At 65.5% G+C, this 22,032-nt stretch carries 19 protein-coding genes and 1 tRNA gene; 7 read left to right on the top strand and 13 right to left on the bottom strand.

Annotated elements, in window-relative coordinates:
• Positions 1-65 precede the first annotated feature (65 nt).
• Together KYC_RS05865 and KYC_RS05860 are read left to right on the top strand one after the other, a co-directional pair.
• On the top strand, positions 66-1,130 hold the full coding sequence (locus KYC_RS05865) for a histone deacetylase family protein (protein WP_008159880.1): 1,065 nt from the start codon (positions 66-68) through the stop codon (positions 1,128-1,130).
• Positions 1,131-1,145: 15 nt separating this feature from the next.
• Positions 1,146-2,036, top strand: a complete 891-nt coding sequence (locus KYC_RS05860; RefSeq protein WP_008159878.1) for a DMT family transporter — start codon at positions 1,146-1,148, stop codon at positions 2,034-2,036.
• Positions 2,037-2,058: 22 nt separating this feature from the next.
• Here the strand turns inward: KYC_RS05860 and KYC_RS05855 are convergent, their stop codons facing one another.
• The 7 genes from KYC_RS05855 to KYC_RS05825 form a co-directional block, all read right to left on the bottom strand.
• On the bottom strand, positions 2,059-4,275 hold the full coding sequence (locus tag KYC_RS05855; protein WP_043517703.1) for a TonB-dependent receptor: 2,217 nt from the start codon (positions 4,273-4,275) through the stop codon (positions 2,059-2,061).
• A gap of 101 nt (positions 4,276-4,376) precedes the next feature.
• Entirely contained in the window at positions 4,377-5,378 is a 1,002-nt protein-coding gene (locus KYC_RS05850) for a siderophore ABC transporter substrate-binding protein (protein WP_008159874.1), read from the bottom strand.
• The gene (locus KYC_RS05845; protein ID WP_008159871.1) at positions 5,375-6,151 is read right to left on the bottom strand and encodes an iron ABC transporter ATP-binding protein; all 777 of its coding nucleotides are present in this window, start codon (positions 6,149-6,151) and stop codon (positions 5,375-5,377) included. The genes KYC_RS05850 and KYC_RS05845 overlap by 4 nt, the downstream gene beginning before the upstream one ends.
• Positions 6,148-7,095 carry an iron chelate uptake ABC transporter family permease subunit gene (locus KYC_RS05840; protein WP_008159869.1) on the bottom strand — a complete coding sequence of 316 codons (948 nt, stop codon included), beginning with the start codon at positions 7,093-7,095 and terminating at the stop codon, positions 6,148-6,150. The genes KYC_RS05845 and KYC_RS05840 overlap by 4 nt, the downstream gene beginning before the upstream one ends.
• Positions 7,095-8,036, bottom strand: a complete 942-nt coding sequence (locus KYC_RS05835; protein WP_008159867.1) for an ABC transporter permease — start codon at positions 8,034-8,036, stop codon at positions 7,095-7,097. The genes KYC_RS05840 and KYC_RS05835 overlap by 1 nt, the downstream gene beginning before the upstream one ends.
• A complete protein-coding gene (locus tag KYC_RS05830) occupies positions 8,036-9,790 on the bottom strand; it encodes an ABC transporter ATP-binding protein (RefSeq protein ID WP_008159864.1) in 1,755 nt (584 codons plus the stop codon). Before KYC_RS05830 ends, KYC_RS05835 begins: the two co-directional genes overlap by 1 nt.
• Positions 9,784-11,592, bottom strand: a complete 1,809-nt coding sequence (locus KYC_RS05825) for an ABC transporter ATP-binding protein (protein ID WP_043517678.1) — start codon at positions 11,590-11,592, stop codon at positions 9,784-9,786. Before KYC_RS05825 ends, KYC_RS05830 begins: the two co-directional genes overlap by 7 nt.
• Positions 11,593-11,731: 139 nt before the next feature.
• Here KYC_RS05825 and KYC_RS05820 point away from each other — a divergent pair, with 139 nt between their 5' ends.
• A complete protein-coding gene (locus KYC_RS05820) occupies positions 11,732-12,409 on the top strand; it encodes a TetR/AcrR family transcriptional regulator (protein WP_043517677.1) in 678 nt (225 codons plus the stop codon).
• A 47-nt stretch (positions 12,410-12,456) separates the two neighbouring features.
• On the opposite strand, the gene gntR is transcribed toward KYC_RS05820, so the two are convergent.
• Positions 12,457-13,482, bottom strand: a complete 1,026-nt coding sequence (gene gntR / locus KYC_RS05815; RefSeq protein WP_043517675.1) for an HTH-type transcriptional regulator GntR — start codon at positions 13,480-13,482, stop codon at positions 12,457-12,459.
• 132 nt (positions 13,483-13,614) lie between these two features.
• Between gntR and KYC_RS05810 the strand changes: the two genes are divergently transcribed.
• From KYC_RS05810 to KYC_RS05795, 4 genes are read left to right on the top strand one after another with little or no spacing between them, the layout of a single operon-like run.
• Positions 13,615-14,172 carry a TRAP transporter small permease gene (locus KYC_RS05810; protein ID WP_043517673.1) on the top strand — a complete coding sequence of 186 codons (558 nt, stop codon included), beginning with the start codon at positions 13,615-13,617 and terminating at the stop codon, positions 14,170-14,172.
• A gap of 40 nt (positions 14,173-14,212) precedes the next feature.
• Positions 14,213-15,493, top strand: coding sequence for a TRAP transporter large permease (locus KYC_RS05805; protein ID WP_008159855.1), 1,281 nt, complete (start codon positions 14,213-14,215; stop codon positions 15,491-15,493).
• 31 nt (positions 15,494-15,524) lie between these two features.
• On the top strand, positions 15,525-16,541 hold the full coding sequence (locus KYC_RS05800; protein ID WP_008159853.1) for a TRAP transporter substrate-binding protein: 1,017 nt from the start codon (positions 15,525-15,527) through the stop codon (positions 16,539-16,541).
• A gap of 57 nt (positions 16,542-16,598) precedes the next feature.
• The gene (locus tag KYC_RS05795) at positions 16,599-18,380 is read left to right on the top strand and encodes an IlvD/Edd family dehydratase (protein ID WP_008159852.1); all 1,782 of its coding nucleotides are present in this window, start codon (positions 16,599-16,601) and stop codon (positions 18,378-18,380) included.
• Positions 18,381-18,403: 23 nt separating this feature from the next.
• Here the strand turns inward: KYC_RS05795 and KYC_RS05790 are convergent, their stop codons facing one another.
• The 5 genes from KYC_RS05790 to KYC_RS05770 form a co-directional block, all read right to left on the bottom strand.
• On the bottom strand, positions 18,404-18,799 hold the full coding sequence (locus tag KYC_RS05790) for a YbaN family protein (protein WP_202946578.1): 396 nt from the start codon (positions 18,797-18,799) through the stop codon (positions 18,404-18,406).
• A gap of 63 nt (positions 18,800-18,862) precedes the next feature.
• Positions 18,863-19,573 (bottom strand): tetratricopeptide repeat protein, encoded by a 711-nt coding sequence (locus tag KYC_RS05785; protein ID WP_008159848.1) that lies wholly within the window; start codon positions 19,571-19,573, stop codon positions 18,863-18,865.
• A gap of 340 nt (positions 19,574-19,913) precedes the next feature.
• A tRNA-Val gene (locus KYC_RS05780) sits at positions 19,914-19,990 on the bottom strand.
• Positions 19,991-20,170: 180 nt separating this feature from the next.
• Positions 20,171-20,821, bottom strand: a complete 651-nt coding sequence (locus tag KYC_RS05775) for a phosphoribosylanthranilate isomerase (RefSeq protein ID WP_008159846.1) — start codon at positions 20,819-20,821, stop codon at positions 20,171-20,173.
• Positions 20,822-20,892: 71 nt separating this feature from the next.
• Entirely contained in the window at positions 20,893-21,945 is a 1,053-nt protein-coding gene (locus KYC_RS05770) for a TRAP transporter substrate-binding protein (RefSeq protein ID WP_043517700.1), read from the bottom strand.
• Positions 21,946-22,032 lie beyond the last annotated feature (87 nt).

Below are 22,032 nucleotides of genomic sequence, written 5' to 3'. Positions count from 1 at the left end.
GGGCCACGCATAACCCGCCAGGCGCAGACACCCGCCAACAAGCCCCAGTTCCAGCGAGGACATCCATGAAGGCGTTTTTCTCGGAAGAACAGTTGCTGCATTCGCCCCAGCAGTTCATGCGGCTGGGGCGCATCAGCGCACCCACCGACCTGCCCTCGCGGGCGGAGAGCCTGCAGGGCGCGCTCGCCGCCCGGGGCGTGAAGGTCGAAGCGCCCGCCGACTATGGCCGCAAGCCGCTGGACCACATCCACAGCCAGGATTACCTGGACTACCTGGAAACCGCCTACGTCCGCTGGCAGGCCATGAAAGCGCCCGGCGTGGATCCCGGGCCGGAAGTGCTGCCCAATCTTTCGCCCTACTACAACGGCCGGATCGAACTTGCCGGGCGCGGGCCCTGCCCGTCGCCCTCGATCGTGGCGCAGACCGGTTACTACCTGAGCGACCTGTCATGTCCCATCGGGCCGCAGACCTGGCGGTCGGCGCTCAGGTCCACCCACAGCGCCGTTGCCGCCGCGGACCATGTCGCCAGCACGAGCGAGACGGCGTACGCCCTGTGCCGCCCCTCCGGCCACCACGCCCACCGCGACCGCGCGGGCGGCTTCTGCTACCTGAACAGCAGCGCGGCCGCGGCGAGCCGGCTGCTGCAGACCTGGTCCAGGGTCGCGGTGCTGGACGTGGACGCGCATCACGGCGACGGCACCCAGAACATCTTCTATCAGCGCGCGGACGTCATGACCGTATCGCTGCACGCCGACCCGTCCGGCTACTACCCCTTCTATACCGGCTACGCGCACGAACGCGGGCACGGCGCAGGCGAAGGCTTCAACCTGAACCTGCCGCTGCCCCATGGCTGCGGCAACCAGGATTTCCTGCGGGCCCTGGACAACGCCCTGGACGTGCTGGCCGGATATGCCCCCCAGGCGCTGGTGCTGGCGCTGGGCTTCGATACCTATAAGGACGATCCCATCAGCGTGCTGAAGCTGGACATGGACGCCTACCGCGACATCGGCGCACGCGTGGCCAGCCTGGGCGTGCCGACGGTGGTGGTGCAGGAAGGCGGCTACATGGTCCAGGCAATCGGGCCGGCGCTGGACGCGTTTCTGCTGGGCATGGCGCAAGCCCGCGCCTGACGCAAGCCCAGCCCCATGAGCGCCGTACCCGCCTCGCTGCCCGCCCATTCCGCTGCGCGCCAAACCGGAATCCTGCTGTTCTTCGCCGCGCTGGTCGCGTTCGCGACCTTCGACGCCGGCGCCAAGCAGATGCTGGAACGCTACCCCGCGCCGTTCCTGAACGTGATGCGCTATCTGGCGGTGGTGACGCTGGCGGTCGTCATGCTTTGGCGCCATGGCCGCGGCGTTCGATTGCGCGACGCGCCCGAAAAGCCGCTGCTGGTGCTGCGCGGCGTCATGCTCGCCACCGTCGCCACCTGCTTCATGACGGCCCTTATCTGGATGCCCCTGTCCGAAGCCACGGCCATCTACTTCACAGCGCCGCTGATCATGGTGGCGCTGTCGCCATGGATGCTGGGAGAGCGCGTGCGCCCCGCGCAATGGGCGGCCGTCGGCGCCGGCTTTGCCGGCATGCTGCTGATTGTGCGGCCAGGATCCAACCTGCCCGCCCTGGGGACGCTGCTGATGGCGGTGTCCGCCATCAGCTACGCGATTTTCCAGGTGCTGACGCGCAAGCTGTCGGGCAAGGTGCCCGGGCCGGTGCAGTATGCGTACACGGCCTTCATCTGCCTGATCGTGACGGCGCTGCCGGCTCCGTTCTTCCTTCCCGATCCCTGGCCCGGCCTGGCCGACACTCTCATCATCGTCAGCCTCGGCGCATGCAGCGGCCTGGCGCAGATCCTGCTGATCGCCGCCTTCCAGCGCGTATCCGCCGCGACGCTGGCGCCCCTGAACTACTTCCAGCTGCTGCTGGCCGTGGGCTTCAGCACCTTCTGGTTCCAGCGCCCGCCCGACGCGCTGGCGCTGGCCGGCATCGGATTGATCATGGCGTCCGGCGTGTTCCTGGCGCTGCGGCGCGCACCTTGATCCGAGGGCGCGCCCGCGCAGATCAGAAGTCCATCGAAGCCGAGAGCATGAACGTGCGCGGCGCGCCCAGCGCCAGGCTCGACAGCTGCGGCATCCCCCAGTAGGCCTTGTTCGTCAGATTCGTGATGCTGGCGCGCAGCATGACGGGCCGGTCGGCAACCTTGGTCGCGTAGCGCGCGCCCACGTCGAAGGTCGTGCGCCCCCCCACCGATAACGAGTTGTCCGCGCTGATGTATTGCTTGGACACCGAGATCGCATTGGCCGTCAGCGTCAAGCCCTGCACTACCGGCACATCCCATTCCACGCCCAGCTTGCCCTGGAGCCTGGGGATGCCGGTAGCCTGTTTGCCCTCGTTGGCGGCCAGGGCGGCTTTCGTCACCTTGGGGTCGATATAGGCCACACCGCCCATGAGGCGCACCCCGCGCATCGCCTCGCCGAAGAACCCCCATTCGACGCCCTGATTGCGCTGTTCGCCGCCGAAGGAGAACACGTTGGTGACGGGATCCGTGTAGCTGGTGGGCCGGGTTATCTCGAAGAGCGCGAGCGTATGGGTGAACTCGCCCAGATCGACCTTCAGGCCGATCTCCTTTTGCTTGGTCTTGTAGGGCGGGAACAGATCCCCCGCGTTGGCGGCGGTCGCGGGCGCCGTCTGGCCCTTGCTCAGACCCTCGATGTAGTTCGCATACACGGAAATGTTGTCGGTCGCCTTGATCAGCAGCGCCGCGGCGGGCGACGTAGCGCTCGCGTCGTAGCGGCTGGTCCGCGCCCCGGTCGCGACACTGAAGTTGTCTGTGCGGACTTCCTGCCGGCGCGCGCCCAGCGTCAGTTGCACCCGGTCCTCGGCAAAGGACAAGGTGTCCGCCAGGCCGTAGCTCACCAGGCGGGTCTTGCTGTGCAGGATCGGCGGCCAGTAGCCGGCGGGAGCCGGCCCCCAGACCGGGTTGTAGATGTTGGTGACCCAATCCGCCCCCGGCACCGACCTGCGGCCGTAGTCCCGCTGGTTGTCCGAGTAGTACGTGGCGTTCAGCACCCACTGGTGCTTGATGGCGCCGGTCTGCAGCTTGCCCCGCAGGCCGGCTTCGCCGGATGTCTTCTTCAAGTTCGTGTTCAACTGGCCCATCGAGGTGCGGAAGTCGCCCGCCGCGTTGAACACCTGCGCCGACATGGCGCCGCTGTAGGTGTATTCCGTTCTGCTGGCGCCTATCGCCCCGTAGGCCATCAGCTTGTCGCTGACATCGAATTCGCCGCGGATCATTGCCCCCCGGTCCTGGTTTTTCACATAGGCCCAGTCGGGGTTCAGCAAGGTTTCGGGCTTGGGCGGCGTGGGCACGGCAATGCCGGGCGCCAGATTGATGCCGCGCGTCACGCCGTCAATGCGCTCGTCGCTGTCATACAGGTCGGCGGAAATGCGCACGCGCTCGCCGCGCCAGTCCAGGCCCAGCGCGGCCAACTGCGCCCGCTTCTTCTGATTGTCGACCGGGCCGTCCCCGTTCCGGTACACGCCGTTGAAACGCAAGCCGAACTGCTGGTTCTCGCCAAAGCGCCGCCCCAGGTCCACATGACCGCCGAACTGCGAGTCGGACATGTATGTCGTGGTCAGACGCGCCAGCGGCTCGGCGCCCGCGCGCTTGGGCGCCAGATTGACGGTTCCTCCTACCGAGCCGCCGGGGGGCATGCCGTTCAGCAGTGCGGACGGGCCCTTGAGGACTTCGATGCGTTCGAACATTTCGGGCATGGTCCGGTAGTACGGCGCCATGCCGAACAGCCCGTTGAATGAGATGTCTGAAGTGCTGGAGCTGAAACCGCGAATCGAGTAGTTCTCGCTCCAGGCGCCCGTCACGCCATTGCTGAATACCGTGGGATCGGTCCTGGCGATCACGTCGGTGATGTCCCTGGCCTGCAGGTCTTCGATGTACTTGTCCGTATAGCTGGTGACAGAGAACGGCGTTTCCATGAAATCCTTGTCGCCGAGAAAGCCCACGCGGCCGCCATACGTCACCTGCCCGCCGGCGTAGGGGGTGGCAGGCGCTTCGCCCTGTCCGGTCACCGTTACCGCCGGCAAAGTCTTTACGGCCGTCTCGGCGGCCTCTTGCGCCCATGCTGCCGGCGCGGCTGCGATGGCGCCCGCGGTCAGACCGAACAAGGCCACCGAAAGCAGGTTCAGGGAAAGGACTGGGCTTGCCTGCCCGGCTTGCGGCGAAAGACGCGCGACGCGGCCGCTGTGGCGACGTTTGCTCATGGAATGCTCCGTTCGGTTGAGCTTGGGATCGCCCGGAAAAATCAGGCGACTGGGAATCATTTACGCTTGAATTGACACCGACGCGCATGGCGTCGAATGCATCAGTTCCGGTAGGCCTTGGTCACGTCGTCGATCATGAGCTTCAGCGAGTTCACGCTGGCGGCAGTGACATACCAGGCCTCGGCATCGGCAAAGACCACCCGGCCGTTGCGCCAGGCGGAGGTCTGCCGCAGCAGCGGATTGCTCAGCGTCTCGGCATCGAGCATCGGCCGGCGCTCCATCACGGCGGTGCGATCGACCACGTAGAGAATGTCCGGGTTGGCCTGCTGGATGAATTCGCTGGATATCGGCTGGCCGTGCAGGCCGGCCTCGGCCGACGGGCTGGCCGGCTTGACGCCCAGGGCCTTGAAGATGAAGCCATAGCGCGACTGCACGCCGAACGAGCTGAAGGCGCCGTTGTTGTGCAGCACGATGAGCGCCGTTTCGGGGCGGTCCTGGATGAGGCTTCTTGCCTCCTGGACCCTGGCGTCCAGTTCGGCCGACTTCCTGCGCGCAAGGTCTTCCTTCTGGAAGATCCGCCCCAGGGTCATGAGGTGATCCTGGATGACCTCAATGTGATTGGCCTGGCTGTCCCGATAATCGACGTCGAAATGGATAGTCGGCGCGATCTGGCTCAGCTCCTTGTAGTGGTTCGCCTGCAGCGACGTGATCAGAATCAGGTCGGGCCTGGCCGCATGCACCCGTTCCAGGTTCGGCTGGACGATCGCGCCCATGTCCTGCACGTCCGCAGCGTCCTTGTATTTGGCAAGAAAGTGCGGCACGAAGTCCTTCGGCATACCCGCGACGGGAACGCCCAGTTCGTCCAGGAAATCGACTTCATTCATATCCAGCGCCACCACGCGTTGCGGCAGCTTGTCGATGACGGTCGCACCCAGCTTGTGGTGAACCGTGATGCTGGCGTAGGCCTGCTGCGCGGGGGAACTGGCGGCGGGCGGCGGCGCCGTCGCCTTCGGCGATCCCGCGTCTTCCTGGCCGCAGCCCTGGAGCGCGGCCATTGCGGCCAGCATCAGGGCAAGCGCCCACGGCCTGTGCGTCTGGGTCATTTCAATTCTCCTGGCGGATTGAAGTAATTGCACAGGCGTCCGCGCTCACCCTGTGTAATCTCGAATTCCAGCCCGTACAGTTCCCGCAGCCGCGCTTCGGTCACAACCTCGGCCACGCCGCCGGCGCAATGCACCGCGCCGCCCTTCATCGCCACGATGTGATCGGAGTAGCTGGCCGCGAAATTGATGTCGTGCACCACCAGGATCACGGTGCGGCCATGCTCGTCGGACAGGCGGCGCAGCGCACGCATGATCTGGACGGCATGCTTGATGTCAAGGTTGTTCAGCGGTTCGTCCAGAAGCAGGCAATCCGTCTGCTGGGCGATGGTCATGGCCAGGAACGCCATCTGGCGCTGCCCGCCGCTCAGTTCGTCGAGATAGGCGCTGCGCAGGGGTTCCAACGAAAGAAACGCAATGGCCTCGTCGATCGCCCGCAGATCGGTTGGCGTCAACGCGCCGCGGCTGTACGGAAACCGGCCGAAGGCGACAAGCTCTTGCACCGTCAGCCGCAGATTGAAGTCGGGAGACTGGCGCAAGGTGGCGACACGACGGGCGTAGTCGGCGACGCGCATCTCGTCTACCCTGCCGCCGTCGATCAGGATGTCGCCCCGGCTCGGGTCCAGCAGCCGGGCGACCAGCATCAGAAGCGTAGTCTTGCCCGCGCCGTTCGGCCCGATGAGCGAGGTCAGCCGCCCGGCGGGAAACCGCAAGCTCACATCACGCAGCACGGCCGTTTTGCCATAGCTCTTGGAAAGATTTCTGACCGTGATCATGCCGTGCCCCGCGTGCGCGCCATCAGCGCGAGAAACCAGCCGCCGCACGCCAGGTTCACCAGGATTCCAACGGTGGTCTTGTAGTTGAAGACGTGTTCAACCGCGAACTGGGCCAGGATGAACATGCCGATGGCGATTGCGCAGCCCGTGGGCAACGTGGCCCGATGCCTGCGCGTGCGCGCCAGCGCATACGCGGTATTGGCCACGAAGATGCCCATGAAGGCCGTGGGCCCGAGCAGGCTGGTCGACACGGCCACCAGCACCGCGATCAACGCAAGCTGCAGCCGCACCGCGCGGCGATAATCGACGCCCAGGGAGCTGGCCTGCTCACGCCCCAGCGACAGCACGTCCAGCGTCGGCAGGCTTCTGGAACCGGCAAGGCAAACCGCCGCGACCAGGACTGCGGAAACAAGCAGCTGCGCGGGCTCCGCCCTGCTGAAGGACGCCTGGCTGAAACCGAGCAGAATCGAGAACTCGCCCGGGCTGGTCTTTAGCTGCACGAACTGCGTGAAGGTGCCGATCACCATCGTCAGCACCAGCCCCACCAGCAGCAGGAAGTACACGTTCTGCCTGCCGTCACGGAACAACCAGCGATGGAGGATCCACGAGTAGGCCAGCATCAGCAGGATGGACAGGAAGAAATTGCCGTTCGGGCCCAGCGCCACCAGGCTTTGCGTACCCATCGCCAGGATCATCACGGATTGCAGCAGCAGGTAGACCGCCTCGTACCCCATGATGGCCGGCGTCAGGATCCGGTTTCCGGTGAGGGTCTGGAACACGATCGACGACCACGCAATGCAGACGCCCCCGATGACCATGGCCGCCAGCCGGGCCAGCCGCTTGGGAATGATGTAATCGAAGTCGAATCCGGCGCGGAAGAACAGGAAGGCCATTGCCATGGCGATCACCGCCGTCCAGATCATTTTTCGGGAAGCCGCGAGCATCACCGGTTCTTCCAGAAGAGAATTGCCAGGAACAGGACGCCGCCGATGCCGCCCGCGGTCAGCGCAATGGGCACCTCGAACGGATGGATCAGCACGCGGCCAAGGATGTCGCAGAACAGCAGCAACGAGGCCCCGCCCAGCGCCACGACAGGCAGGGTGCGCCTCAGGTTGTCGCCATAATGCAGCGCCACCAGGTTCGGGATGACCAAGCCGACGAACGGAATCGCCCCGACAGTGATAACCGTGACCGATACGGTCACGGCCACCAGCATCAGCCCCAGCGTGACGGTGGCCGGGTAGTTCAGCCCCAGGCTCGACGCCATGCCTTCGCCCATGCCGACCACAGTCAGACGGTGCGCGTACAGATAGGTCAGCGCGACAATCGGCAGGATCAGGTAAATGATTTCGTAGTTGCCCTGCACGATCCTGGAGAAGTCGCCCAGCAGCCAGCCCTGCATGCTCTGCATGATGTTGTTGCGGTAGGCGTGGAATTCCGCCACAGCGCTCAGAACGCCCCCGAACATCAGCCCGATCACGGGAACAAGAACCGTGTTCTTGAACTTGACGCGGCGCACGATCGCCACGAAGAGCAGGCTGGCCGCCAGGCAGAAGGCCAGCGCGAACAGCATCCGGCCCGCCGCCCCGACGGACGGCGCCGCCGTCATCGCAACCAGGATGCCGAGCTTGGCCGCGTCCAGGCCGCCCGTGGTGGCGGGCTCGACGAATTTGTTGCGGACGATGTGCTGCAGGATCACACCGCAGACTGACAGGCCTATGCCCGTCAGCACCAGCGCCGCCAGGCGCGGCAGCCGGCTGGCCGTCAGCGTCAGCCAGGCGTCGCCGGCGTCCGAAAACAGTTGCGACCACGCCATCTGCCGCGCGCCGACCAGTAGCGACACGCCGCAGAGTACGACGAACAGCACGGAAAGCCCTGCACGCATCAGACGCGCTCTCCAGCGATGCGCCAGCCCTTGGCGGCCTGGCGTTCACGCAGAAACTGCGCATACCGCCCCTGGCTTTCGCGCAGCGCCGCCGGCGCGCCTTGTTCGACGATCCGCCCGTCTTCCACCACTGCGATACGGTCAGCCATCGCCACGGTGGAAAGCTGGTGCGCGATCACCACCAGCGTGCGGCGGCCGCGCAGCCGCGCCAGCGTGTCGGCGATGACCGCCTGATTGCCGGCATCCAGGGCTGCGGTGGCCTCGTCCACCAACAGGATGGGCGCATCGCAAAGCAGGGCCCTGGCGATGGCGACGCGCTGGCGCTCGCCGCCGGACAGGCGTGCGCCACCCTCGCCCACCGGCGTTTCCAAGCCCTGCGGCAGGCGCGCGATGATCTCGCCCACCCCCGCGTGCCGCGCGGCCTGCATAAGCTCGGCATCGCTGGCGCCGGGCTTGCCGGCGCGAATGTTGTCGGCGATGCTGCCCGAGAACAGATAGTTGTCCTGGAAGATCTGGCTGATCTGGCCTGCCAGCCGCGTGCTGGCGATCTGCCGCACGTCCACGCCGCCGACCCGCACACTGCCTTCCTCCACGTCGAAGAAGCGCGCGATCAGCCGCGCCAGCGTGGTCTTGCCCGAGCCCGACTCTCCGATCAAGGCAAACATGCTGCCCGGTTCGATGCGCAGGTCCACGCCGCGCAGCACGCAGGGTTCGTCGTGCGCATAGCGGAAATGCACATTGCGCAGTTCGATGGATGCGTCGCGCGGCGCCTGCGGCGCGTCAGGCTCCGGCAGCGGCTGGACGGCGAACAATTCTTCGATGGCGTCGAGCTGCGCGCGCGCGCCGCGCAAGACCTCGCCATAGCCAGCGACTTCCTGCAGCGCATCAATGTAACGGACCGCCAGCGCCATCGAGACAATCGCGGCCACGAGTTCCCCAGCCCCAACGCTGCTGCCCAGCATTCCGTTGAGCCACAGGGCCGCAGCGATCAGCAAGGCGGCGAAAACCGCCTGCACAGCCCAGGCGTTGAGGACAGCCGCCCCCGCCGACAGCCATATCAGCCGCGCCCCGGACCGGCGCTGCTGCTCGACGGCCTGCTCAAGAAAGCGCATGCCCCCGGCCTCTGCGCTGAACGCGCGCAGCACGGACTGGGCCTGGGCAAACTCCACCACGCGCTGGCTGGCGTCCGCGAAGCGCCGCTGGTAGGCTGCGTCGGCTCGCCGCGCCAGCCTTGCGGAAACGACAAGAACACTCGCCAACAGCGGCAACGCGGCCAATGCAATCACGCCCAGCAGCCAGTGCTGCGCGAACAGCGAAACGACCAGCACGGCCGGCGTCGCCACGCCGGAGATGACGGGCGTGAAAACGTGCGCGGGAAGCTGGGCGACCGACATCATTCCCTGCGTGACCACATGCCCCAGGCGGGCGGTGTTGTCCGGTGTGAACCAGCCGACGGGCAGTCGCGCAATATGGTCGCCGAGCTGGTGGCGGCCGCCTTGCAGGATCGCCACGCCCACCCGCACGCCGGCCCGCTCCACATGGCGCCGCAAGACCCAGCAGATCCCGACCCCGGCCAGCAGCGCAAGCAGCCACGGCGCCGTTCGCCCTGCGTCGGCGCCCAGCAGGTGGACGAGTATCGGCGCGGTGGTCGCAATGGTCAGCCCGCAGCCGACGCCATAGGCGACGGCCAAGCCCACATAACGGCGCAGCACCGGCGCGTCCTTGCCCAGCAACAGCAGGAAGGTCCTCAGCATGACGGGTCCTTTCGAACCGAGGCCGTTCCATAACCGCCCTGCGCCCACAGCCTTGCATAGCTGCCGCCCCGCGCCAGCAGGTGTTCGTGCGTGCCCTGTTCAGTAATGGCGCCGTCCTCGAGGACGAGGATGCGGTCGGCGTGCACCACCGTATCCAGCCGGTGCGCGATCACCATCAAGGTGCGCCCCTGGGCAAAGCGCGACAGCGCGCTCTGGATCGCCGATTCATTGCCGGCATCCGCTGCCGCAGTGGCTTCGTCGAGCACGAGCACGGGAGGATCGAGCAGCACGGCGCGCGCGATGCTGACACGCTGGCGCTCGCCGCCTGATAGCTGCGCATCCTCGCCGATCACCGAGTCGTAGCCGCGCGGCAGGGCCAGGATACGTTCATGGATGTTGGCGGCCTGGGCGGCGGCCTCGATTTCCTGCTGGCTGGCGGCGGGCCGGCCCAGCGCGATGTTCTCGCGCACGCTGGCGTGGATCAGCCGCACCTCCTGCAAGACGAAGCCCACGCGCCGGTACAGCTGCGAACTCTCGATCTGTCGCAAGTCTGCGCCGCCAAGCGTGATGCGCCCAGCGTCCGGATCGAAGAATCTCAATAGCAGGCGCGCCAGCGTGGACTTTCCGGCGCCCGACGGGCCGACGATGGCCGTGACCGTCCCGGGCGCCAGCGTGAAGCTGATGTTCGATAGCGCCTGGCGCGCTTGGCCATAGGCATAGCCCACGTTTTCGAACCGGACTTCATGTCCTGCGGGGATCTGCTCCCGGCCCGGCGCGGGCGGTTCCAGCACGGGGGTCTCCATCAGCGCCAGCACGCGGCGCGCGGCGTTCGTGGCCCCGCCCAGGTCGTGCAGCAGCGTATGCAGCAACAACAAGGGAGCACAAATGCCCGGCGCCGCCAGGGCAAACGGCAGCACGTCCACAGGCGCCATCCAGCCCAGGCCCACGAACAAGGCGCCAACGCCCAGCACGACGCCCAGCACCGTGACCGGGGCAATCATTGCGTGGGCATGCGCCATTGCCGCGACCAGCGGACGCGTGAAACCGACGAAGGCTTCGGCAAAGCCGTCGACGGCTTCCCCGTAGCCGCGATGCGCCTTGCCGGCATCGCCGAACGCCTTGACCACGGGGATCCCGGCCACGAATTCGACCGTCGCCCCATTGAGGCGCCCCAGCCGGGCGACGAATTCCTGCATGTTCGCCCCGCCGGCCTTGACGGCGCGGCGCAGGAACAGGAAGAAGCCGGGAAACGGCAGCAGCGCCGCAATGGCCAGTCGCCAATCTTGTGCGAACAAATAGACGACCGAAACCGTAATCACGCCCGCCGCGCGCGCAACCGCCGTATAGAAATGCGCCGTCAAGCTGTGCAGGGTTGCGATGTCGTCCTGCAGCGCCTGCTTGACCTCGCCCGACGTCCTGCCGGTGAACCAGCCCAGCGGCGCCCGGGCCAGCCGCTGCGCGCCAGCCAGGCGCAGGTGGTGGGTGATGCGGTTGTCGGCCAGATGGGCGGTCAATTCTCCGGCGGACACCAGCGCCATGCCAGCGAACATGCACGCCGCACCGACAAGCACGGTCCACCAGATTTCGGGCCAGGCGTGCGCTGGCGCTGCCCCCGCGAGACCGGGATCGGCAAGGACCAGCCGGGCGATGTGCGCAATGGCGGCCAGGGGCGCTAGCGTGAGCATGGCGCCGGCGGCGGCGAGCAAAGCCGCAGCGATGAGTTGTCCGCGGATGGGGGCCAATACCAAGTTGAGCGGGCCGGACTTCTCAGGTTTGGCCGGCGCGGCTCCAGTAGTGCTCATGAATCAAGTACCGAGATGTGGGTGATAATTATTTGCATCACTATAAACTAAATTGCGAATTAGTTGCATGCAAATAAACTAAATAATTGCGCGCCGGGTTAAAGTGCCGGGTAGCCGACGCCAAGAACAGGGAACACACATGCAGCCGCCAGAGCGCCGCACGACGCGGGGACGCCCTCCCACCATCACCCGCGAGAGGATTGCCGATGCCGGCATCGCGATGGGCCTGCCCAACATCACCTTCATCGGGGTGGCGGCCGCGCTGGGCGTCAGCCACATGGCGCTCTACAAGCACGTGCCCAGCCTTGAGGAACTCAAGCGCCTGGTCGCCGAGGAAATCTTCAGCCGCTGGCAGATCCCGCAAGCCTGTAGCAACAACCGCGACGACCTGAAGGAATACCTGACCCTGTTCGCCACGTCCGTGCGCGAATTCGTCAGAGCCCACCCGGGGGTGACGCCCTACGTGATCCGCAGGCTGGCGGCGACGCCTTCCATGCTCGCGAAAATCGACGGGCACCAGCGCCATATCGCCAATGCGTACGGCATTTCAAAGGAGCAGTCCCGGATACTGCTGGCAACCGTGGCTTTCCACGGCCTTGCGGTGGCCGACACGGTGTACTCGGTCGCCGGGCAGGAACCGGTGGTCGACGCGGCGCGGGCGGCGGAAGAATCCGAGATGGAAGCAGAGCTCGACCAGGGCATGCAGGCGCTGATCATCGGCCTGCTGGCCGTGCTGGAAGAAGGTGCGCGGCGGCCCGAAACGCCTCGCACGAACAAGAAAGTCCCGACACCCGCCAAGAAGCCGCGCGCCGCCTGAAGGCGGTCCGCGCGGCCTTCAGCCCGATGCCGGCAGGCACGGGCCGCTCAGCTCGTTTCGCGCTGGACCAGCGTGAAACCCAGGTCCACATGCCGCTGCAAGACGGCCTCCCCCGCCAGGTGCTGCATGAGCAACTGCGCCGCGGACAGGCCGATCTGGTAGCGCGGCGTGGCGATGGTGGACAACGGCGGGGTGGTCCAGGCCGTGCCCGCCAGGTCGTGGAAGCCGATGATGCCCATCTGTTCTGGCACCTGCAGCCCCGCGCGGCCGCACTGGAACACCGCGCCCTGGGCCAGGTCGTCGTTGCAGAAGAAGACGGCATCGCAATCGGGATGGCTTGCGTGCAGGTCTTGCATCAGGGACGCGCCCAGGCTGATTGAAGACTTTTCGGGCGTCATGATCTCCAGCGACGGGTCGTACAGACCCGCGTCGCGCAGCGCCTGCCGGCAGCCCTCGCAGCGCCGCAGCGAGCGCGGATCGAGCTGCGCGCCCACGATGCCGATGCGGCGATAACCCCGCTCCGCCAGATGGCGCCCGGCGGCGTAGCCCGACTCGAACTGCGAAAACCCGACGCTCATGTCGTCGGCGCCGTCCAGCGTCTCGATCGTGTGAACGGTGGGAATCGCCTGCGTCCGCAACAGCTTCCAGACGCCGGGGTTGTGGTCGATGCCCGTCAGGACCAGCCCGTCCGGCGAATGCTGCAGATACTTGCGCAACAAGGCCTCTTCCTCGTCCAGCGAGTATCCCGTGACCCCGATCAGCATGTGGTATCCGTTGTGGTCCAGCACCTCTTTGATGCCCGAGATGATGTCCACGAACACCACGTTGCTCAGCGACGGAATGAGCACCACGATGGTCTGGGACCGCGCCGATGCCAGCGCGCTGGCGGCATGGTTGGGCACATAGCCCAGTTCCTGGCAAACCCGGGCAATGTGCTGGCGCAGGTCCGGCCCCACCTTGTCGGGCGTGCGCAGGGCCCGCGATACCGTGATGGCGCTGACGCCCACGCGGCGCGCGACATCCTGCATGGTGACTCGCCCGGCGCGCGAGCTTCTGGGTTTACGGACGGTCATGGGCCCTCTCGGCAGGTCGAAGCGCGTAGTCTGACGCAAAAAAAGGGGGTTGCCAAAGCGAAAATGTTAGCGCTAACATCCTTTGCAGCATAAGCCTAAAAAAAAATTCCGGGAAACGGATAGGAGACAAACATGCATGCATCCCCACCGGGGCGGCCCGGCCGCGCACGGCCGGATCGTTCCCCCCTGGCCCGGGCGGCGGACTGGTGCTTCGCGCTGCAGACCTGGCTGATGGTCGCCTGTCTGGTCGTCATGCTCGTGCTGCTGTTCGGCAACGTGGCGCTGCGCTACTTCTTCAATTCCGGCATCAACGTATCCGACGAACTTTCCAGGCTGGCCTTCGTCTGGCTGATCTTCCTGGGAGCGGTCATCGCGCTGCGGGAACACCAGCACATCGGCGTGACCATGCTGGTCGAACGTTTCGGCCCGGCCGCCCGCCGCGTGTCGCACATCGCCTGCCAGTTGATGATCCTGTGGGTGCTGTGGCTGCTGGCCGAAGGCGGCTGGGTGCAGACCGTCATCGGTCTGGACACGGTGCTGCCCGTCACGGGCATGCCGTTGGCCGTGTTCAACGCGGCTGGCCTTTATGCCGCCGTGGCCATGGGCATCCTGACCCTCATTGATCTGGTCCGCGTGATTGCGGGGGGCCCTCTTCCGGCGGAATCCAGTCCCGAAGACCCCCTGATCTGAATCCGCCCTACTCGCCCTCTCATCCGCCCGGACATCCGCAATGATCCTGACCGTCTTCCTCGTCGTGCTGCTGGGGCTGATCGCCCTGGGCATGCCGATCGCCTTCGCGCTGATCATCAGCGCGATCGTCATGATGTTCCAGCTGGACTTCTACGACACCCAGCTTCTCGCGCAGAACATGCTGTCCGGCGCCAACAGCTTCACGCTGATGGCGGTGCCGCTGTTCATGCTGGCAGGCGAACTGATGAACGCCGGCGGCATTTCCCGCCGCATCGTGCACCTGGCCAACACCTTCGTGGGCCACATCCAGGGCGGCCTGGGCTATGTGGCCATCTTTGCCAGCGTGCTGCTGGCCTCGCTGTCGGGCTCCGCCGTCGCCGATGCCGCCGCGCTCGGTTCGCTGCTGATCCCGATGCTGCGCGAAAGAGGCTACAACGCCGGTCAGGCCTCGGGGCTGATTGCAGCGGGCGGCATCATCGCTCCCATCATCCCGCCGTCGATCTCGTTCATCATTTTCGGGGTCGCCACCAACGTCTCGATCACCAAACTCTTCTTCGCGGGCATCGCGCCCGGACTGATGATGGGCCTGACGCTGATCGCCGTGTGGACGTGGGTGGCGCGCAAGCACGGCAGCATCGAGCCGTCGCCGCGCGAGTCCTGGAGCACACGCCTGAAGGCGCTTCGCGGCTCGCTGTGGGCCCTCTTCCTGCCCGTGATCATCATCGGCGGCCTGCGGGGCGGCATCTTCACGCCGACGGAGGCCGCCGTCGTCGCCGCCGTCTACGCGCTGCTGGTCAGCCTGTTTGTCTACCGGGAGATCGGCCTGCGCGACCTGGGACGGCTGTTTATCAATGCCGCGCGCACCACTGCCGTCGTCATGTTCCTGGTGGCGGCCGCCATGGTCTCCTCCTACATGATCACCCTTGCCGACCTGCCGCAGGATCTGATCGCCCTGCTTGAACCGGTGATGGACCAGCCCAAGATGCTGATGTTCGCGCTGTTGATCCTGCTGACGCTGGTGGGCACGGTCATGGACCTGACGCCCACCATCCTGATCCTGGGCCCCGTGCTCATGCCGGTCGTCGTCAAGGCGGGCATCGACCCGGTGTACTTCGGCGTCATGTTCGTCATGGTCGGCAGCGTCGGCCTGCTGACGCCCCCCGTGGGCACGGTGCTGAACGTGGTGTGCGGCGTGGCCCGCATCAATATGGAAACCATCTGCAGAGGGGTGTGGCGCTACGTCGTGGCCTACACGCTGCTGCTGGCCCTGCTGGTGATCTTCCCCGAGCTGATCACCGTACCCGCACGCTGGATGCACTAGCGGCATTGAAAAAACCCCAAGGAGGAACACCATGATCAAGCACTTCAAGACCCGTATTCTTGTCCTGGCGACGGTGCTGTCCTGCACCGTCGCCGGCGTGGCCGCCGCCGCGGACGTCAAACCGCGCCTGATCCGCTTCGGCTACGGCCTGAACGAAGAAAGCGTGCAGGGACGCGCCGCCCGCTTCCTGGCGCAGGAACTCGAGAAAGTCAGCGGCGGCAAGCTCAAGATGAGGACCTTCGGATCCGCCAACCTGGGATCCGACGAACAGATGCAGAGCGCGCTGGTGGGCGGCGCACAGGAAATGATGGTGGGGTCCACCGCGCCGCTGGCCGGCATGGTCAAAGAATTCGGCGTGTTCGACCTGCCCTTTCTCTTCAACAGCGAGAAAGAAGCCGACGCCGTGCTCGACGGACAGCTCGGGCAGGACCTCTTGAAGAAGCTGGAAGCCAAGGGGCTGGTGGGCCTGGTCTACTGGGAAAACGGCTTTCGCAACATGACCAACTCCAAGCGCCCCATCACGCGGGCCGAGGACCTGCAGGGGATCAAGCTGCGCGTCATGCAGAACCAGGTCGCGCTGGGCGTCTTCAATACCCTGGGCGCCAACGCAGTCCCCATGCCGTTTTCGGAACTCTTCACCGCGCTGGAGACCCGCACGGTAGACGGTCAGGAAAACCCCATCACCACGATCCAGAGCAGCAAGTTCTATGAAGTGCAGCCCTACCTGACCATCACGCGCCACGTCTATACGCCCTGGGTGGTGCTGGCTTCCAAGAAATGGTGGGACACGCTGTCGGCCGACGAACAGAAACTGATCCGCCAGGCTGCGGCAGCGTCGCGCGACTTCGAACGGCAGGACAGTCGCACCGATTCCACCAAGGCCATGGGCACCCTCGAGAAGAACGGCATGAAGATCAACACCATCTCGCCCGAGGAAATTGCCCGCATGCGGCAGAAGGTTCAGCCCGTCGTCGACAAGTACACGCAGGAACTCGGGCCTGAACTGGTCAAGCAGTTGAACGACGAAATTCAGAAGGCGCGCAACTAGCGCTGGCGGCCCGGATCCGGTCCGGGCCGGCCTGCAACCGAAGCAAGCGAGACAACCATGTCCCAGACACCCCGCAGACTGCGCAGCCAGAAATGGTTCGACGATCCCTCGCACGCCGACATGACGGCGATCTACGTCGAGCGCTATCTCAACTATGGCCTGACGCGCCAGGAACTGCAGTCGGGGCGGCCGATCATCGGCATCGCCCAGACCGGCAGCGACCTGGCGCCGTGCAACCGTCATCATCTGGCGCTGGCCGAACGCATCAAGGCTGGCATCCGGGACGCGGGCGGCATACCGATGGAGTTCCCGGTGCATCCGCTGGCGGAACAGGGCCGCCGGCCCACCGCCGCGCTGGACCGCAACCTCGCCTACCTCGGCCTGGTGGAGATCCTGCATGGCTATCCGCTGGATGGCGTGGTGCTGACGACCGGCTGCGACAAGACCACGCCCGCCTGCCTGATGGCCGCGGCCACTGTCGACATCCCGGCCATCGTGCTGTCGGGCGGCCCCATGCTGGACGGCTGGCATGAGGGCCAGCGCGTCGGATCGGGCACCGTCATCTGGCACGCGCGCAACCTGATGGCCGCGGGCAAACTGGACTACGAAGGCTTCATGACCCTGGCCACCGCGTCGTCGCCGTCGATCGGCCACTGCAACACCATGGGCACGGCGCTGTCGATGAACTCGCTGGCCGAGGCGCTGGGCATGTCGCTGCCCACCTGCGCCAGCATCCCCGCGCCCTACCGCGAACGCGGCCAGATGGCGTACGCCACCGGCATGCGCATCTGCGATATGGTGCGCGAGGACCTGCGCCCCTCGCACATCATGACCCGCCAGGCGTTCGAAAACGCCATCGTCGTCGCGTCGGCGCTGGGCGCCTCCAGCAATTGCCCGCCGCACCTGATCGCCATGGCCCGCCATGCAGGCATCGACCTGAGCCTGGACGATTGGCAGCGGCTGGGCGAAGACGTGCCGCTGCTGGTCAATTGCGTACCCGCGGGCGAGTACCTGGGCGAAGGATTTCACCGCGCGGGCGGCGTGCCGGCGGTGCTGCACGAACTGCTGGCGGCGGGCCGGCTGCACGCGGATTGCCCGACGGTATCCGGCAAGACCATCGGCGACATCGCCGCGGCCTCGAAAACCCACGACGCCGACGTGATCCGCAGTTGCGAAGCGCCGCTCAAGCACCGGGCGGGCTTCATCGTGCTGTCGGGCAACTTCTTTGACAGCGCCATCATCAAGATGTCGGTCGTGGGCGAGGCGTTCCGCCGCGCGTACCTGTCCGAACCCGGTTCGGAAAACGCCTTCGAAACGCGCGCCATCGTATTCGAAGGCCCCGAGGACTACCACGCGCGCATCGAGGATCCCGCCCTGAACATCGACGAACACTGCATCCTGGTGATCCGGGGCGCCGGCACCGTCGGCTACCCCGGCAGCGCCGAAGTGGTCAACATGGCGCCGCCCTCGCATCTGCTCAAGCGCGGCATCGACTCCCTGCCCTGTCTGGGAGACGGCCGCCAGAGCGGCACGTCCGCCAGCCCATCCATCCTGAACATGTCGCCCGAAGCCGCCGTGGGCGGCGGCCTGGCGCTGCTGCGTACCGGAGACCGGATTCGCGTCGACCTGAACCAGCGGTCGGTCACCCTGCTGGTGGACGAGCCGGAACTGGAGAAACGCAGACAGGAGCCGCCGTACGAGGCGCCGGCGTCGCAGACGCCCTGGCAGGAGCTGTACCGGCAAACGGTGGGGCAACTGTCGACGGGCGGCTGCCTGGAGGCCGCCACGCTATATCTGAAGGTGGTGGAAACGCGTGGCGACCCACGGCATTCGCACTGACCGGCATGGGCTGCGCAGCAGCCTTATCTGGCGGAAGTTTCCTTCCTGGCGTCGTCCGACTTCGGAGCCGGACGGCTGACGACATAGGCCGCGCTGGCCAGGAAAAAAACGCCCACGCCAATGGCCAGCGGCAACGAGGGGTGCGCGCTCCAGAAAAACAACAGATAGCCCGCCGCCATGCCCGCGCAAGCATACGCCTTGCCCTTGCGCGACACGGCCCCCTGCTCGCGCCAGGCGCGCAGCGAAGGTCCGTACGTCGGACTGTCCAGCAGCCATTTCTCAAGCCGCGGCGACGATCGGGAAAAGCAGGCCACCGCAAGGATCAGGAAGATCGTCGTCGGCATGACCGGCAGGAACGCGCCGATGACGCCCAACGCCAGCATCAGGCAGCCCAGGCATAACCAAAGTGCTCTCATCATGATGGTCAGCAGGATATCGCAAATGGCCGCGCCGGTTGCCCGCAGGCAATCATCCCGCCCACATCAGGAAGACGGCGGTTCGGGCATTCTTGCACGCAGCATTTCCACGAATGCCGGGCTGGGATTGCCGCCCGCGGCGCGCGACCGGTGCACCATGGCCCAGGCCTCGCCATACTGCCCACGCCAGTAGTAGGCGGTCGCCCACGAGGCATACAGATAGCCCTTGTCGGGTTCGACGGCCTCGCTCTTGCGATACCACTCGTCCGAACGCGCCGTGGCGGCAATTCGCGCTTCGGGCGGCAGAGTCTTGTCTTCCGCCGCGCAACGCGCAGCAATCCGCCCCGCATCCGCATAGATGCCGCGGAACGTCGGCGGATGCAGACTGATCGCCCGGTCCATCATGCTCATTGCCTGGCAGAGCTTGCGCTGGTCTTCCAGGACCACCGCAAACCCGGCGTATACCTCGGGATTGTCGGGATTCAGCAGCCACGCCTGATTGAAACTCCGCATGGCCATGCCTGGCTGAGCCTCCCGCTGAAGACGATACCCCTGCTCCACCAGCGCCTGGGCGGCCGCTCCCGGCGAACCGTATGACCGGGCCGCCTCGGTGATCGAACCGTCGCGGGCTGCGGTCACTGCTGCCCCGGCCTGCTTGCCGGCGCCATACATGGGCAGTTCATCCGCGCGCACCTGCGGAGCTTTCGGCACAGACGTCACGCAGCCCGCAAGCCACAGGCATGAGGTCAGGAATGCGAGCTTGCTGTGGAACTGCATGGATTTATCCTGGGGTATGGCCGAACACGCAACGCCGAATATGGCTGACGGAAAACAGTAGAGCAATACCGCGACAAGCAAAACCCCACCATGCGGCAGAGCGGAAGCCGGTATGCGCGACATTAAATTCGCGCTCGCAATCGGTATTCCTACGACAATCGGCTAAGGCATACGATCCGCAAATGCGTTGACACGCCATGCGCTTAATCGGTTTACCGCGATATTCCCGGATCAATACAAAAATCCGCTAGAAAAGCAAAAAGCCGCGAAGTCAAAAGACTTTCGCGGCTTTTCAGGTCTGTGTCCGACTAGCTCTATCAGACACACCTTTGCAGGAATTTGGTAGGCGGTATTGGAATCGAACCAACGACCTCCACGATGTCAACGTGGCGCTCTAACCAGCTGAGCTAACCGCCTGCAAAGAAGAAGAATTATATAGTGCTTTTTTAAACTATGCAAATCGTCTTGGAAGATTTTTTGCATTTTTTATTGCGCTTTGAAGTTTGCTTTGAACCTATTTGGACTCGCTGTTTTCAGCCGCGCCCAATCACTTTCAACTGCTACTTCAACTACACAACAAGCACTACTTTTTTCCCTTCACTTCGTGTCTGCGTCATGTGCCGCAGCAACGAAGAACGAGATTCTATCAGAACTTTTTATTCCTTGCTCGACTTCCACGCCGCTGCTCACATCGACCGCCCACGGCCGCACCCGCTGCACGGCCTGGCCTACGTTTTCGGCGTTCAATCCGCCCGACAGGATCAGCGGGCGCGACACGGGATCAGCCCGCACTTCGTCGAGCAGCGCGTAGTCGAAGCCGTGTCCACTGCCGCCATAGCCGGCGCTGTAGCTGTCGAACAGCCAGCCCGACGCCTCGCCGTAGGCGCGGCAGGTGGAAGCGAGGCTTTCCGCCGTGTCCATCCCGGGCGCGCCGACACGGAATGCGCGCAGGAAGCGATGCCCATAACGCGCGCACTCCAACGGGGTTTCGTCCCCATGGAACTGCAGCAATTCGGGGCCAACCTCATCCAGCACGGCCTGGACCTCGTCCTGCCCCGGGTTCACGAAGAGCGCCACGACATCGACGAAGGCCGGCACCATGCGCCGCAACTGCGCGGCGCGCGTCGGCGTCAGGCAGCGCCTGCTTTTGGGATAGAAGACAAAACCGATCGCATCCACGCCCGCCGAAACGGCGGCGTCGACATCCTGTTCGCGGGTCAGCCCGCAGATCTTGATGCGTGTACGCATGACACTCTTTACTAAACAAACGTCGCCCAGCGCGACTTGCTGAATCAGTATATCTGGGCCTGGCCGATCGCTTACGCGCCCGGCTGGCCCAGCGTCGCCACCATGTTGTCGAAACTGCCCTCGGCCATCCGGAACCAGGGAACCTGCTTGTCCCGAAACGCCATCATGCTGTCGTAGAGCTTCTTGAACATCGGATCCTTGGCGCTCAGTTCCTTGTACGCCGCCAGCGATGCTTCCTGGCACGCCTGCAGCACCGGTTTGGGAAACGCCTTCAATTGCGCGCCCAGGGACACCAGCCGGCGCAGCGCATCCGGATTGCCTGCATCGTATCTGGCGATCATGTTGCTGGAGGCCATATTGCAGGCCAGCGCCAGCGCGGTCTGGTAGGGCTTGGGCAGTTCCTCGTACGCGCCCTGGTTCACGTACAGCGACAGCTGCAAGGTGCCCGCCCACCATCCCGGGAAATAATAGTTGCGCGCCACCTTGTAGAGCGCCAGGCGCTCGTCGTCGTATGGCCCGATCCAGGCGACGGCATCCACGACGCCCTGTTCCAGGGCCGTGTACGCCTCGGCCGCCGGAATGTCGACTGGCGTGGCGCCAAGGCGCGACAGCACATGGCGGGCGAATCCGCCGGCCTTCACCTTCAGTCCACGCAGATCATCCACCGTCTTGATTTCGCCGCGGAACCAGCCGCCCATCTGCGCACCGGTGTAGCCGCAGGGGAAATTGAGGATGCCGTATTTGTCGAACAGGACGCGCGTAAGGGCCAGCCCTTCGCCCTGGTTCATCCAGGCATTCATTTGCCGGGTGTTGAGCCCGAACGGCACGGCCGCGTCGAAGCAGAGCGCGGGATCGGTATCGAAATAGCGCGTGGAGGCGGTATGGCCGCAATCGACGACACGGTGCTGCACCGCCTCGAGCACCTGGCCAGGCTGAACCAGATCGCCGGCGGGAAAGATCTCGATGGTGAAGCGCCCGTCTGTGACCTCGGCCACGTAGCGCGCCACGTCTTCGGCGCCGGCGAACAGCGTGGGCGATTCGTTCGGAAAGCTGGACGCCAGCCGCCATGAAACTCTGGGCGCCTCGTGCACCACCGCGGGGGCACTCTGCGTTGCTGCGGGGATATCCTGCGGCGCCGCGGGAGCAGGCGCGGCGGGAGTCGCCGGCGGCTCCGAGGGAGCATCCGGCAGCACAGCCGGAACATCCTGCGC

The sequence above is a fragment of the Achromobacter arsenitoxydans SY8 genome, assembly GCF_000236785.1.
Taxonomy (GTDB): domain Bacteria; phylum Pseudomonadota; class Gammaproteobacteria; order Burkholderiales; family Burkholderiaceae_B; genus Achromobacter; species Achromobacter arsenitoxydans.
This window is presented reverse-complemented; position numbering and strand designations above follow the sequence as displayed.